Annotated in this window: 17 protein-coding genes; 12 read left to right on the plus strand and 5 right to left on the minus strand. The window is 68.7% G+C overall.

The features are described 5' to 3' along the window. Positions 1 to 42: 42 nt before the first annotated feature. From HF024_RS05595 to HF024_RS05615, 5 genes are all read left to right on the plus strand, one after another. Complete coding sequence (locus tag HF024_RS05595) at positions 43 to 561, plus strand: phosphoribosyltransferase (protein ID WP_085369986.1); 519 nt, start codon at positions 43 to 45, stop codon at positions 559 to 561. A gap of 59 nt (positions 562 to 620) precedes the next feature. Beyond that, entirely contained in the window at positions 621 to 1,274 is a 654-nt protein-coding gene (locus HF024_RS05600; RefSeq protein WP_168690787.1) for a uracil-DNA glycosylase, read from the plus strand. A 59-nt stretch (positions 1,275 to 1,333) separates the two neighbouring features. Next, positions 1,334 to 1,912: a GNAT family N-acetyltransferase gene (locus tag HF024_RS05605; RefSeq protein ID WP_085369987.1), complete on the plus strand. Its 579-nt coding sequence runs from the start codon at positions 1,334 to 1,336 to the stop codon at positions 1,910 to 1,912. Between the two features lie 88 nt (positions 1,913 to 2,000). After that, positions 2,001 to 3,071: a hypothetical protein gene (locus HF024_RS05610; RefSeq protein ID WP_168688923.1), complete on the plus strand. Its 1,071-nt coding sequence runs from the start codon at positions 2,001 to 2,003 to the stop codon at positions 3,069 to 3,071. Between the two features lie 56 nt (positions 3,072 to 3,127). Further along, positions 3,128 to 3,676: a DUF2781 domain-containing protein gene (locus tag HF024_RS05615; RefSeq protein ID WP_085369989.1), complete on the plus strand. Its 549-nt coding sequence runs from the start codon at positions 3,128 to 3,130 to the stop codon at positions 3,674 to 3,676. Here the strand turns inward: HF024_RS05615 and HF024_RS05620 are convergent. Beyond that, positions 3,660 to 3,998: a multidrug efflux SMR transporter gene (locus HF024_RS05620; protein WP_168688924.1), complete on the minus strand. Its 339-nt coding sequence runs from the start codon at positions 3,996 to 3,998 to the stop codon at positions 3,660 to 3,662. The genes HF024_RS05615 and HF024_RS05620 overlap by 17 nt on opposite strands. 92 nt (positions 3,999 to 4,090) lie before the next feature. Between HF024_RS05620 and HF024_RS05625 the strand changes: the two genes are divergently transcribed. Continuing rightward, on the plus strand, positions 4,091 to 4,486 hold the full coding sequence (locus tag HF024_RS05625) for a VOC family protein (RefSeq protein ID WP_247597320.1): 396 nt from the start codon (positions 4,091 to 4,093) through the stop codon (positions 4,484 to 4,486). A gap of 42 nt (positions 4,487 to 4,528) precedes the next feature. Here the strand turns inward: HF024_RS05625 and HF024_RS05630 are convergent, their stop codons facing one another. From HF024_RS05630 to HF024_RS05640, 3 genes are read right to left on the minus strand one after another with little or no spacing between them, the layout of a single operon-like run. After that, positions 4,529 to 5,305, minus strand: a complete 777-nt coding sequence (locus HF024_RS05630; RefSeq protein ID WP_168688926.1) for a hypothetical protein — start codon at positions 5,303 to 5,305, stop codon at positions 4,529 to 4,531. Next, positions 5,302 to 6,219, minus strand: coding sequence for an ABC transporter ATP-binding protein (locus tag HF024_RS05635; RefSeq protein WP_168688927.1), 918 nt, complete (start codon positions 6,217 to 6,219; stop codon positions 5,302 to 5,304). Before HF024_RS05635 ends, HF024_RS05630 begins: the two co-directional genes overlap by 4 nt. After that, the gene (locus HF024_RS05640; RefSeq protein ID WP_085369994.1) at positions 6,216 to 6,578 is read right to left on the minus strand and encodes a GntR family transcriptional regulator; all 363 of its coding nucleotides are present in this window, start codon (positions 6,576 to 6,578) and stop codon (positions 6,216 to 6,218) included. Before HF024_RS05640 ends, HF024_RS05635 begins: the two co-directional genes overlap by 4 nt. A 113-nt stretch (positions 6,579 to 6,691) precedes the next feature. Between HF024_RS05640 and HF024_RS05645 the strand changes: the two genes are divergently transcribed. Beyond that, entirely contained in the window at positions 6,692 to 8,119 is a 1,428-nt protein-coding gene (locus tag HF024_RS05645; protein WP_168688928.1) for an amidase, read from the plus strand. A 19-nt stretch (positions 8,120 to 8,138) separates the two neighbouring features. Further along, positions 8,139 to 9,542, plus strand: a complete 1,404-nt coding sequence (locus HF024_RS05650) for a pyridoxal-dependent decarboxylase (RefSeq protein ID WP_168688929.1) — start codon at positions 8,139 to 8,141, stop codon at positions 9,540 to 9,542. 29 nt (positions 9,543 to 9,571) lie between these two features. On the opposite strand, the gene HF024_RS05655 is transcribed toward HF024_RS05650, so the two are convergent. Then, positions 9,572 to 9,934 (minus strand): DUF1844 domain-containing protein, encoded by a 363-nt coding sequence (locus HF024_RS05655; protein WP_085369998.1) that lies wholly within the window; start codon positions 9,932 to 9,934, stop codon positions 9,572 to 9,574. A gap of 268 nt (positions 9,935 to 10,202) precedes the next feature. Here HF024_RS05655 and infC point away from each other — a divergent pair, with 268 nt between their 5' ends. The 4 genes from infC (at position 10,203) to HF024_RS05675 (ending at position 12,375) form a co-directional block, all read left to right on the plus strand. Beyond that, a complete protein-coding gene (infC, locus tag HF024_RS05660) occupies positions 10,203 to 10,859 on the plus strand; it encodes a translation initiation factor IF-3 (protein WP_085369999.1) in 657 nt (218 codons plus the stop codon). Beyond that, on the plus strand, positions 10,859 to 11,053 hold the full coding sequence (rpmI, locus tag HF024_RS05665) for a 50S ribosomal protein L35 (RefSeq protein ID WP_055891076.1): 195 nt from the start codon (positions 10,859 to 10,861) through the stop codon (positions 11,051 to 11,053). The genes infC and rpmI overlap by 1 nt, the downstream gene beginning before the upstream one ends. Positions 11,054 to 11,086: 33 nt before the next feature. Further along, positions 11,087 to 11,473: a 50S ribosomal protein L20 gene (gene rplT, locus HF024_RS05670; protein ID WP_055891081.1), complete on the plus strand. Its 387-nt coding sequence runs from the start codon at positions 11,087 to 11,089 to the stop codon at positions 11,471 to 11,473. Between the two features lie 86 nt (positions 11,474 to 11,559). After that, positions 11,560 to 12,375 (plus strand): RNA methyltransferase, encoded by an 816-nt coding sequence (locus tag HF024_RS05675; RefSeq protein WP_168688930.1) that lies wholly within the window; start codon positions 11,560 to 11,562, stop codon positions 12,373 to 12,375. Positions 12,376 to 12,413: the final 38 nt, after the last annotated feature.

The raw sequence follows: 12,413 nt of genomic DNA on the forward strand, positions 1-12,413 counted from the left end.
CCGTGTCTCGCGGGGAGGTGTGCTGGCCGGTACGGTAGGAGGATGGCAGGCGAACTCGACGACTCAGGATCAGCCGTTCTCCAGGAGACCGAGCGAGAGGTCCTGGGCTGGCTCGAGTTCGGTGAGGCCGCCAGGCACCTGGCAGGCGAGGTCGTCGAATCCGGCTTCGAACCGGATCTGGTGGTCGCCATCGCGCGCGGCGGTCTGCTGCTGGCCGGAGCGATGTCGTACGCGCTCGGCATCAAGTCGTGCGGCGCCCTCAACGTCGAGTTCTACACCGGCGTCGACGAGCGCCTGCCCGAGCCGGTGGTGCTGCCGCCGATGCTCGACCAGAGCGCCCTCCAGTCCAAGCGCGTCCTCCTCGTCGACGACGTGTCCGACTCGGGCAGGACGCTGGCGATGGTCGTCGACCTGATCGCCGCATCCGGTGCGGACGTGCGCACGGTCTGCCTGTACTCGAAGCCGCGCACGGTGCTCGACCCCGACTTCGTCTGGCGCCGCACCGACCGCTGGATCACGTTCCCCTGGTCTGCGCTCCCTCCGGTCACCGCCGGAGCCTGAGCAGGGCATCCTGAATCGTGGTCCCGAAGTCTCTCGACGACCTGGCCGCCGACGGGTCGATGGATCCCGGCTGGGCGTCCGCGCTCGCTCCCGTCGCCGACCGCATCGCGGGGATGGGCGACTTCCTCCGCGCGGAGGTCGCAGCAGGCCGTCCGTACCTCCCGGCGGGCGAGAACGTGCTGCGCGCCTTCCGTGCCCCGCTGGCCGATGTGCGCGTGCTCATCGTCGGCCAGGACCCGTACCCGACGCCCGGGCATCCGATCGGCCTGTCCTTCGCGGTCGAGCGGCACGTGCGCCCTGTTCCGCGCAGCTTGCAGAACATCTACCGCGAACTGCGCGACGACCTCGGTGTCACCCCTCCGCCGCACGGCGACCTGAGCGCGTGGTCGCGGCACGGCGTCATGCTCCTGAACCGCGTGCTCACCGTGCGCCCCGGCGAGCCGGCCTCGCACCGGGGCAAGGGCTGGGAGCCGGTGACCGAGCACGCGATCCGCTGCCTGGTCGAGCGGGGGACGCCGTTCGTCTCCATCCTGTGGGGTAGGGATGCTGCGACGCTGAAACCGATGCTCGGCGGCAACCCGTCGATCGAGTCACCGCATCCCAGCCCGCTGTCCGCGTCGCGCGGGTTCTTCGGGTCCCGGCCGTTCTCCCGCGCGAACGAGGCGTTGCGGCTGCGCGGCGTCGACCCGGTCGACTGGTCGCTCGAACCGTGAGTCGTGGGCCTGCCCGACTCGTAACCTCCCCGAAACCGCCGCGCGCGTAGGCTTGTGCCGTGCTTGAAGAGGAATACCAGCCGCGCAGGGAGCTGCCGCGTCACCTGAGGAAGTCGGAACCGGCCGAGGCGCCGTTCGACTACACGATCCGGGATGCGGTCCCCGCCGACCTGCCGTGGGTCCGCGAGATCTACAACCACTACGTCGCCAACAGCACGGTCACCTTCGACGAGGACGCGATGACGCTGCGCGAGTGGAAGAGCAAGTACGCCTACCTGCACAAACTGAACATGCCGTTCATCGTCGCCGTCTCGCCGAGCGGCCAGATCCTCGGCTACGCGCTCGTCTCGCCGTGGAAGCAGAAGCGCGCATACCGGTTCACGGTGGAGAACTCGATCTACCTGGGCGCGGCATCCACCGGCAAGGGCCTCGGCCCCGTGCTGATGCAGGAACTCATCGACCGCTCCAAGGCGGCGGGGCTCAAAGAGATGATCGCCGTGATCGCCGACAAGGGCGCGGAGGCGTCGATCAAGATGCACGAGAACTTCGGCTTCACCGAGATCGGCCGGATGGGCAGGGTCGGCTACAAGTTCGACCGCTGGCTCGGCACCGTGCTGATGCAGCGCTCCCTCAAGTAACGGTTCGGCATCGCGACGACCAGGATGCGGCCGGTCGCAGTACGCTGACGGCGGGCGCTGAAATGCGCACATACTCTGGGGGGAATATATGAAGCGTTCAGCCGTATCCGTTCTCGGGGCCGTCGCCGTCGCGGTGGTCCTCACACTCTCGGGATGCGCGCAGGGAGCGCCGGCCGCACCGGTCGCCACCACCGCGAAACCGACGCCCACGCCCACCGCGACGCAGGCAGCGGCACCGACGGTCCGCGTGGCGACCACCTGCGACGCCCTCGCGACGCAGGCACTCGTCGACCAGGCGGGCGGCGCGCACCTCGTGACGTCGACACCCGAGCGCACCGCGACCCCGACCGGGTACGCGGACGAGCGGATGGGGGTGCTCACCTGCCAATGGTCGACCACCGACCCGGCCAGCCCGACGGCACCCGCCGTGTGGATCGCCGTCGTCCCCGGCGCATCCAGGGCCGGATTCGAGGCGTACCGGACGGGAGAGGCGGTCGCGTCGCAGGACACGCCGTCGCCCGTCGGACCGGACGCGTACACGTACTGCTTCGGCACCCCGGTGACCCAGTGCGGCTTCCACGCCTTGCTGCCCGGCTATGGGATCGTCGGCACGGTGTTCGGCAGCGATGCGTCGCCGGATGCGGCCACCTCGGCGGTCGCCGCACTGCTCGCGCAGAGCTACGGAGTGGTGTCGGCTCTCGATGCCCCTGCTCCGGTCTGGCAGCCCGCTGCGCCCGCGCTCAGAGGGGCGACCACCTGCGACGGCCTCGCCACGACAGCCCAGCTCACGCAGACCATCGGCTTCGGCCCGTCCCGCGAGGTGAAGTCGGACGACGGCGAGTACTCGAACTCGAAACTCGATGTCGGCCACCAGGTCGGCGCGTACTGGTGCGTCTGGGTGGAAGACGACGGCACGGCCAGCGTCTCCGTCGGCGTGCTTCCGGGAGGGGCCACGTATCTGGAACACCTGCGCGGCAGCGACGCCGTCGAGCAGCCGGGCGTCGGCCAGGCCGCATACTGGGCGCCGAACGGCTACCTCAACATCGTGGTGGACTCCGGCTGGCTGCAGGTGCACGCGGTGCCGGACGGGAAGGACATCTCGCACGAGCAGCTTGTGGCCCTCGCGAAGCAGGTCATCGCCAACCTCGGCACGACGTGACACGCGGGCGGCCGCCCAGCGCACGGGCGGCCGCTCCCGTGACTAAGGTGTCGAAGGTGACCACCGTGACTCCGGACAACGGCCGCGTCGCCTCCGCCGCTCCCGCGACGCCCGCGAACCTGCCGCTGCGCAAACGCCCCGTCGACATCTTCTTCATCGTGATGTTCTCGCTGTTCATCGTGACCTGCATCATCAGCGACGCCATCCCGACGCTCGGCATCCCGCAGACCTCGACCACCACGAACCTGTTCGCGCAGTGGAACTACACGTACTCCTCGCAGTACGACCCGCTCTACCAGAACCCGCCGATCTGGCTGCGCTTCATCACCGGCACCTCGGCGTTCATCTACCTGCCGTTCTACGTGCTGCTCGTCATCTGCCTGTCCAAGGGATACAACTGGATCCAGCTGTACGCGGTGATCTACGCGACCATGATCATCAGCCTCACGGGCATCCCGATCTTCGGCGTCGAGTTCTTCGGCGACGCGGCGCAGCGCACCCCGCAGCCATTCATCTTCCTGCTCTACAACGGGCCGTACGTGCTCGTGCCGTTGCTACTGCTGATCCGGATGCGGAAACCGCTGCCGTTCACGCGGAAGTTCTAGCCCCGCCCAGCTCCAGCAGGCCCACCCCGCCGATCACGAGCACGATGCCCGCGAGCTGCACCCACGTGAGGTTCTCTTTGAAGAAGATCCACGAGATGAGCACGATTGCGACAACGCCGATCGCCGACCAGATCGCATAGGCGATGCCGAGCGGCACGCCGCGGCCGAGCGACAGGGAGAGGGCGAAGAACGACGCCACGTAGCCGACCACCACGATGACGTACGCCCACCACCGGGGGTTGTCTCCCGAGGTGAACTTCAGGAAAGTGGTGGCTATGACCTCGGTCGCGATGGCGATGCCGAGGTAGAGGTAACCGAGCACAGCTGGTCGCTCCCGTCAGCCGGCGGGGCGCCGGGCAGTACACACGCTAGCGGGAGGACGACACGATGGGCCAGGGCGAGAAGCGCGCGAGGGTGAGGCAGTTGAGGATCGTCGTCGAGGCGGAGGACTACGACGAGGCGCTGGCGTTCTTCCGGGATGCGCTCGGGCTCGAGGAGCAGGAGTCGTACGCGGGCGACGGGGGAGCGCTGGTGTCGATCCTGGACGCCGGGCGAGCGACCTTGGAGATCGCGAACCCGGCGCAGAAGGCCATGATCGACCAGGTGGAGGTGGGCAGGCCCGTCGCCCCGCGCATCCGGCTGGCGTTCGAGGTGGAGGACAGCGAGGCCGTCACCTCCGATCTGGTGGATGCGGGCGCCGACCTGATCGCGCCGCCCACCCGCACCCCGTGGAACTCCCTGAACGCACGGCTCGCGGCCCCCGCCGGGCTGCAGCTCACCGTGTTCCAGGAACTCGGCGAGCAACCCTGACAGGGGCCGCGATGCGACTGGGGCCGCGAATGGATGCCCGGCTCAGCTCTTCGGCGTCGCCCTGCTGATCACGAAGTAGCCGGCGACCGCCGCCACCGCCGTCGGCAGGAGCAGCCACACCGCGACACCGGTCGGGCCCATCGTGGCGAACCAGTCGCCGACCGCCGGCCAGCTCGACGTGAAGGTGATCAGCGCGATCGCACCCACGATGATCAGGGCGAGGATCGCTCCGGCCACGAGCACGCCGTTCATCCGCCAGCGCATGTAGAGGGTTCCGCTGATCGAGCCGGTGAAGAAGAAGAACGACATCAGCGCGAACACGATGAACAGGCGCGAGAAGAACCCGCCGTCGCCGAAGTAGATCGACGTGTACAGGTGGCCTCCGAGGCCCCAGCCCCCTGTCGCCTCCTCGATCGCGGACAGCACGGTGAAGCCGATCGAGTATCCGGCGGCGAGCAGGAGGAACGTGAGGGCTGCTCCCAGGTAGAAGTCGCGCCGCGTGACGCTGTATCCGAGCGCGAACGGGAAGGTCATCGAGATCACCTGGATGCCGATCACCAGCATGTAGACGAAGATGTACGACGCCCCGCCGCTCCACTGCGTCCCCTCGAACGCGTGCGCCCGGTCCGCCGGGGCGGTGGCCAGCCAGATGATCCACCAGATCAGATAGTTGATCAGCCAGATGAACGCCATGATCATCATGGGCACCCAGATGGTCGACCACTTGTTGACCAGGTTGAGCCTCACCACCCTCCAGATGCGGTGGGCGGACGCGGGCGTTGTGCGGAGGTTCACCGACTCCGGTGTGACGGCGGTCATGCGCTCTGCTCGAATTCTGTCGCTCGGACGTTGGTCTTGCGGACGATGAGTTGCTGGAGGGAGACGGGGCTGAGTTCCAGCCCTGCGGTGGCCGCCTGGGCGCGGTCGGCCGGCGAGAGGTCGGCGACGGTGACGGACGCGAGCCCGCCGATGCCGTCGCGGTGGATCACGTCGCGCCCGGCGACGAACTGGTCGACGACGCTGCGCTGGCCTACCACGGTGGTGGCCGATCCGCGCATCTCCTCCGCATCCTGATCGATCAGGATGCGCCCCTGGTCGATCACGATGACGTGCTCGAGCAGGTTGGCGACCTCGTCGATGAGGTGAGTCGACAGGATGATCGTGCGGGGATGCTCCGCGTAGTCCTCGAGGAGGCGGTCGTAGAAGATCTGCCTGGCCACCGCATCCAGTCCGAGGTACGGCTCGTCGAAGAACGTGAGCGGGGCACGGGATGCGAGCCCGACGATCACGCCGACGGCGGAGAGCTGACCACGGGACAGCTTCTTGATGCGGCGGTTCACCGGCAGGCGGAAGTCGGCGATCAGCTGTTCGGCGAGCTCCGCATCCCAGTTCTCGAAGAACCAGGGGGCGCTGCGGAAGACGTGCTTCGGCTGGAAGTCGTCCGGATACCGCTGGCTCTCCTTGATGAAGCAGAGGTTCTGCAGCACCCGGGCGTTCTCGACCGGGCTCTCCCCGAACACCCTGACCTCGCCCGCCGAGGCGAAGACCTGGCCGGTGAGCAGCTGCATGATGGTGGTCTTGCCCGCGCCGTTGCGGCCGAGGAGCCCGTAGATCTTGTTGGGCTTGACGGTGAAGCTGACGTCGTCGATGGCGGTGAACGATCCGAACCGCTTGGTGAGGCCGTCGACGTGCACGGCCGGCGCGATCGAGGTGGGTGTCGCTGTGGCACTCATGCGCTGATTCCTTCCGTGGTGATCATCTCGGTGAGTTGCTGGGGTCCGATCCCGAGCTTCGCCGCCTCGGCGAGCAGGGGGCGGAGGTATTCGTCGCGGAACGCGTCGCGCCGCTTGGCGATGAGGCGCTCGCGGGCGCCTTCGGCAACGAACATGCCGATTCCTCTCTTCTTGTAGAGAATCCCGTCGTCCACCAGGATGTTGACGCCTTTGCCTGCTGTTGCGGGATTGATGCGGTAGAAGGCCGCGAACTCGTTGGTTGACGGCACCTGGGTCTCCGGGGGGTATACGCCGTCGATGATGTCGTTCTCGATCTGTTCGGCGATCTGTACGAAGATCGGCTTTCCCTCTTCGATCATCGGTACCTCCGGCTCTGCACCCTCATGGGTTAGTTACTGATGTAACTAACCAACCAGGCTCGGCCTGCATTGTCAAGAGATTTCTTCGTGCGGATCGGGGATAGCCTCGGAGCATGGCCGAACTCCACGAGCTCACCGCCCTCGCCCTCTGGCAGGAACTGCAGACCGGCCGGGTCTCCCCCCGAGAACTCGCCGCCCACTACCTCGACCGCATCGAGAGGCTCAACCCGCAGCTCGGCGCGTTCGTCACCGTCACCCGCGACCTCGCCCTGCAGCGCGCAGATCACGTCGCCGACGCGGTGCCGAAGACCGCCCCGCTCTGGGGCCTCCCCTCCGGAGACAAAGACCTGTGGATGCGCGCGGGCGTCCGCACCGGCTTCGGCTCCCGCCTGATGGCGGAGTTCGTGCCGGACGCCTCCGACGAGATCGTCGAGACCCTGGATGCGGCGGGCGCCGTCAGCCTCGGAAAGACCAACGCCCCGGAGTTCGGGCTCCCCGCATACACCGAGTCGCTCGCGGCGCCTCCCGCCCGCAACCCGTGGGACCCGTCCCTCGGCTCCGGCGGGTCGAGCGGGGGAGCGGCGGTGGCCGTGGCCAGCGGGATGCTCCCGTTCGCGCCCGGCTCGGACGGCGGAGGCTCCGTGCGCATCCCGGCTGCCGCGTGCGGGCTGGTCGGGCTGAAGCCGAGCCGGGGCCTCGTGCCGGCAGGCAGCGGCATCGACTCGCTCGCGGGCCTCGTGGTGGACGGACCGCTCGCGCGCACGACCGCGGACGCCGCCCTCCTGCTCGACGGGATGATCGCGCGCCGCGACGGCCGCATCGACCACCACTACACACTCCGCGCCCCGTACGACGACGACGGCCCCTTCCTCGGCACCGCCGTCCGCGGAGAGGGCCGCTTCCAGCTCGGCGTGATGACGACCTCCGCCTGGGACGACGCGTACGACATCGTGATCGCCCCGGAGGCGCTGGCGGCGCTGGACGCGGCCGTGCAGGCGTTCAGCGACATGGGGCACGGCATGGAGGAGACGGCGCTGGTCTCCGACCCGACGTACGCGCCCGCATTCCGCACGATCTGGCAGGCGGGTGCTGCGCGCATCCCGGCGGAGGGCGACGCGGAGAACCTGCTCGAACCGCTCACCGCCTGGCTGCTGCGCCGGGGCAGGGCGCTCAGCGCCAGGGAGCTGAGCGAGGCCCTGTCGGCGCTCACGGCATACGAGCGCTCCCTCATCCGGCAACTGTCGAGCTTCGACGCCGTGCTCACCCCCGCGATGGCGATGACCCCGCGCCCGGTCGGCTGGTACGACCAGGAGGACGGAGAACGCAACTTCGAGCAGCAAGTGCAGTACACGCCGTTCACGTCGATGCTCAACGTGTCCGGCCTCCCGGCCATCGTGCTTCCGATCGCCCAGACCGACGACGGCCTGCCGATGGGCGTGCAGCTGATCGGGAGGCCGGGAGGGGAGCGCACGCTGCTGTCCCTGGCCGCCCAGCTCGAACGGAAGGTGCGCTGGCAGCTCCGCTACCCGCCGCTCTGGTGACCGGCGTACGATAACCGGCGTGAGCGCGGACGACCCGTTCGATGCAGCGCTCGGCGAAGCGTCGCAGCTCGCCGGGCGATGGCTCGACGGCGTCCGCGAGGGCAGTATCCCGGCGACCGCGAGCATCGACCAGGTCAAGGATGCGCTCGGCAGGAGCCTCCCCGACCGCGGGGAGCCAGCCACCACTGTGCTGCGCCGGATGGGCGACGCCATCGAGCCCGGGCTGCTCAGGATGCACTCCCCGCGGTTCCACGGCTGGGTGATCGGGGGAGCGGAGCCGGTGGCGCTCGCCGCGGACTGGCTGGTCTCCGCGTGGGACCAGAACGCCACCCTGCGCACGGTGACGCCCGGCGTCGTCGCTGCGGAGGAGCTGGCCGGCGAGTGGATCGTCGATCTGCTCGGGCTGCCGTCGACCGCGGAGGCCGGGTTCGTCACGGGCGCGACGATGGCGAACTTCGTCGGTCTCGTCACCGGCAGGGACCAGGTGCTGCGTAGCGCCGGCTGGGACGTCGCCTCCAACGGTCTCTCCGGCGGTCCCCGCGTGCGCTTCATCGCGGGCGCGGAATGCCACGGCTCCCTCGAGGAGGCCGGCCGGTTCGCCGGGCTGGGGAGGCCGCAGCTCGTCGACGCCGACGACGAGGGGCGGATGCGCGTGGACGCGCTGCGCGAGACGCTCGCGAGCGGCACGGGCACCGGCTCCGGCCCCGCCATCGTCTGCCTGCAGGCGGGCAACGTGCACTCCGGAGCGTTCGACCCCATCGCCGACGCCATCGAGGTCGCGCACGCGGCGGGAGCCTGGGTGCACATCGACGGCGCGTTCGGGCTGTGGGCGGCTGCATCGCCGCGCCTGAGGCACCTGACCGCCGGGATGGCGGCGGCCGACTCCTGGGCGACGGATGCGCACAAGACCCTGAACGTGCCGTACGACTGCGGCATCGCCATCGTGGCGAGACCGGAGGCGCTGCACGCGTCGTTCGCGCAGCAGGCCGCCTACCTGCCGGCGTCGGTGGACGGCTCCGACCCGAACGACAGGGTGCCGGAGCTCTCCAGGAGGGCGCGCGGCGTTCCCGCGTACGCGGTGCTCGCGCAACTGGGCCGCGACGGCGTCGCCGACCTCGTGGAGCGGCTGGCGGATGCGGCGGCCGAGCTGCGGGAGCGGCTGTCCGCGCTGCCGGGGGTGCGCATCCTGAACGACGTGGTGTTCACCCAGGTCTGTGCGACCTTCGGCAGCGACGAGCGCACGCGGGCCGTGACCGCCGCGCTGAACGGTGCGGGGGTCGCCTTCGGCTCACCGTCGCGCTGGCGCGGGCAGGCCGTGCTGCGTTTCTCGGTGAGCAACTTCCAGACCGACCGCGCCGAGGCGGCGCGGACGGCCGCTGCCGTCGCGGACGCGCTCGCGAGCGTGCCGGCCGACGCGAGCTAGACGCGAGCTAGACGCGAGCTAGACGCGAGCTAGTTGACCGGGCCGGTGTACTTCTCGCCCGGCCCCTTGCCCAGTTCGTCCGGGATGGGGGAGGCCTCGCGGAACGCGAGCTGCAGGGAGCGCAGGCCGTCGCGGAGGCTGCGGGCGTGCTGGTCGCCGAGGTGAGCCGCGCTCGCGGTGACCAGGCCGGCGAGGGCGTCGATGAGCTTGCGGGCCTCGTCGAGGTCGGTCTGCGCATCCGGGTCGTCTGCCAGTCCGCACTTGACCGCCGCGGCGCTCATCAGGTGCACAGCGGTGGTCGTGATGACCTCGACGGCGGGCACTTCGGAGATGTCGCGGGTGGCCGCGCTGACGTCGTCGGTGTCGTCGAAGACGTGGGGTGTGTCGCTCACTGCTTTCCTCTGTTAGAATCGTTCGGGCTCCGGGACATCTGTCTCGGTACGAAAGTGGAGATTCCTCCCACCCGCGCTTGACCGCTTTATTAGGTTACCGGGTTGTTGCACTCCGCCAACGCGCGCAAGCGCGGGGGTAGTCAGGGTGCTGTACCAGGCCTGCGAGAAATCGCGGGAATGCGTTGGTGCGTGGAAAATCCTCTTTCGCCGGTGTCGTCACCCGACGAGATCGCGGCCGCGAAGTATCGCTTGATCAGAGGAGAAAAGCATCAGCGATCCCCGTACCAATGACCGTATCCGCGTCCCCGAAGTTCGACTTGTCGGCCCCAGCGGTGAGCAGGTCGGCGTCGTCAAAATCGAGGTCGCCCTCCGACTCGCGCAGGAAGCAGACCTGGATCTGGTTGAGGTTGCTCCCAACTCCAAGCCGCCTGTCGCGAAGATCATGGACTACGGCAAGTTCAAGTACGAGGCTGCGCAGAAGGCCAAGGAGGCCCGGCGCAACCAGGCGAACACCATCCTCAAAGAGGTGCGTTTCCGCCTCAAGATCGACAAGCACGACTACGAGACGAAGCGCAAGCGCGCCGAAGGCTTCCTGAAGGCCGGCGACAAGGTGAAGGCGATGATCCTGTTCCGGGGTCGCGAGCAGTCGCGCCCAGACCAGGGTGTGCGTCTTCTCCAGCGTTTCGCAGAAGATGTGGCCGAGTTCGGCTCGGTCGAATCCAACCCGACCATCGACGGTCGAAACATGGTCATGGTCATCGGCCCTCTGAAGAACAAGTCAGAGGCCAAGGCCGAGGCCAACGCACAACGTGCCGCCACGAAAGCGCGGGCCCAGGGCCGCGACACCGAGGCGGTTGCTGACGCAGACGACTCTGCTCAGTCCGAAGAGAGTTCGCCCGCCGAGGCGACGAACGAGGAGAAATAATGCCCAAGCAGAAGACCCACTCCGGGGCCAAGAAGCGTTTCAAGATCACCGGAAGCGGCAAGGTCATGAAGCAGCAGGCCGGGATGCGCCACAACCTGGAGGTCAAGTCCAGCGACCGCAAGCGTCGCCTCAACCAGGAGCAGGTCGTTCCCGAGGTGGATGCCAAGGTCATCCGCCGCATGCTCGGCAAGTAACCCCACCCGACTTTTTAAGGAAGTAAAGAAGACATGGCAAGAGTAAAAAGGGCGGTCAACGCTCACAAGAAGCGTCGGGTCATCCTCGAGCGTGCCGAGGGCTACCGCGGACAGCGTTCGCGCCTCTACCGCAAGGCCAAGGAGCAGGTCACTCACTCGCTGGTCTACAGCTACCGTGACCGCCGTGCGCGCAAGGGCGACTTCCGCCGCCTGTGGATCCAGCGCATCAACGCCGCGAGCCGCGCGAACGGCCTCACGTACAACCGTCTGATCCAGGGCCTGGGTCTCGCGGGTGTCGAGGTCGACCGTCGCATCCTCGCCGAGCTGGCCGTCAACGAGCCCGCCACCTTCGCGGCTCTCGTGCAGACCGCCAAGAAGGCTCTCCCCGCCGACACCTCGGCGCCGAAGGCTGCTGCGTAACTCGCACCCACCACGTCAGAACCCGGTCGACCATCGTGTCGGCCGGGTTCTCTCGTTGTGCGGGCGCATCCCTCTAAGCTGGGGACATGCTTGACAACCCGCGCTCACCGCGCGTTCGGGCCGTCGCCAAACTCGCGAAGCGCGCCGCCAGGGCTGAGACCGGCCTGTTCCTCCTCGAAGGGCCGCAGGCCGTCGCCGAGGCTCTGTCGTTCCGTCCGGAGCTCGTGGTCGAGCTGTACGCGACGCCGACGGCGCTCGAACGGTACAGCGACATCGGCCAGACCGCCGTGGATGCGGGTGTCGACGTCGAGTTCGTCACCGAGCAGGTGCTGGATGCGATGGCCGACACGGTCACCCCGCAGGGCTTCGTGGCCGTGTGCCGCCAGTTCCCCACCTCGGTGAAGGACATCTTCCGGGACGAGCCGCGCCTGGTCGCGGTCCTGGAGGAAGTCCGCGACCCCGGCAACGCCGGCACGATCATCCGCGCCGCGGACTCCGCCGGCGCAGACGCCGTCGTGCTCACCGGCCGCACCGTCGACCTCTACAACCCGAAGGTGGTCCGCTCGACCACCGGCTCGCTCTTCCACGTCCCCGTCGCCGTCGGCGCCACTCTGGACGACGTGGTTCAGCGCGCCCACAGCGCCGGACTGCAGGTGCTTGCCGCCGACATCAAGGGCGAAGACCTTCTCGCCGCGCGCACGGACGGGCAGCTCGCCCGCCCCACCGCGTGGGTGTTCGGCAACGAGGCGCACGGCCTCGCCGACGAGCTGCTTCCCCTGGTCGACCGCGTCGTCACCGTGCCGATCTACGGCAAGGCGGAGTCGATGAACCTGGCGACCGCCGCGAGCGTGTGCCTCTACGAGTCCGCGTTCGCGCAGCGCTCGGCCGCTGTGACGGACTGAGCGTCGTCCCGGCCAGCGACACACGAACGCCCTGCGTG

The organism is Leifsonia sp. PS1209 (assembly GCF_012317045.1).
In the GTDB taxonomy this organism is placed as follows: domain Bacteria; phylum Actinomycetota; class Actinomycetes; order Actinomycetales; family Microbacteriaceae; genus Leifsonia.

Excerpts from the sequence above, each read along its gene's own strand:
- HF024_RS05595 (WP_085369986.1), top strand. The coding sequence starts at position 43 with ATGGCAGGCGAACTCGACGACTCAGGATCAGCCGTTCTCCAGGAGACC.
- HF024_RS05600 (WP_168690787.1), top strand. The coding sequence starts at position 621 with ATGGATCCCGGCTGGGCGTCCGCGCTCGCTCCCGTCGCCGACCGCATC.
- HF024_RS05610 (WP_168688923.1), top strand. The coding sequence starts at position 2,001 with ATGAAGCGTTCAGCCGTATCCGTTCTCGGGGCCGTCGCCGTCGCGGTG.
- HF024_RS05630 (WP_168688926.1), bottom strand. The coding sequence starts at position 5,305 with ATGACCGCCGTCACACCGGAGTCGGTGAACCTCCGCACAACGCCCGCG.
- HF024_RS05635 (WP_168688927.1), bottom strand. The coding sequence starts at position 6,219 with ATGAGTGCCACAGCGACACCCACCTCGATCGCGCCGGCCGTGCACGTC.
- HF024_RS05640 (WP_085369994.1), bottom strand. The coding sequence starts at position 6,578 with ATGATCGAAGAGGGAAAGCCGATCTTCGTACAGATCGCCGAACAGATC.
- HF024_RS05645 (WP_168688928.1), top strand. The coding sequence starts at position 6,692 with ATGGCCGAACTCCACGAGCTCACCGCCCTCGCCCTCTGGCAGGAACTG.
- rpmI (WP_055891076.1), top strand. The coding sequence starts at position 10,859 with ATGCCCAAGCAGAAGACCCACTCCGGGGCCAAGAAGCGTTTCAAGATC.
- rplT (WP_055891081.1), top strand. The coding sequence starts at position 11,087 with ATGGCAAGAGTAAAAAGGGCGGTCAACGCTCACAAGAAGCGTCGGGTC.
- HF024_RS05675 (WP_168688930.1), top strand. The coding sequence starts at position 11,560 with ATGCTTGACAACCCGCGCTCACCGCGCGTTCGGGCCGTCGCCAAACTC.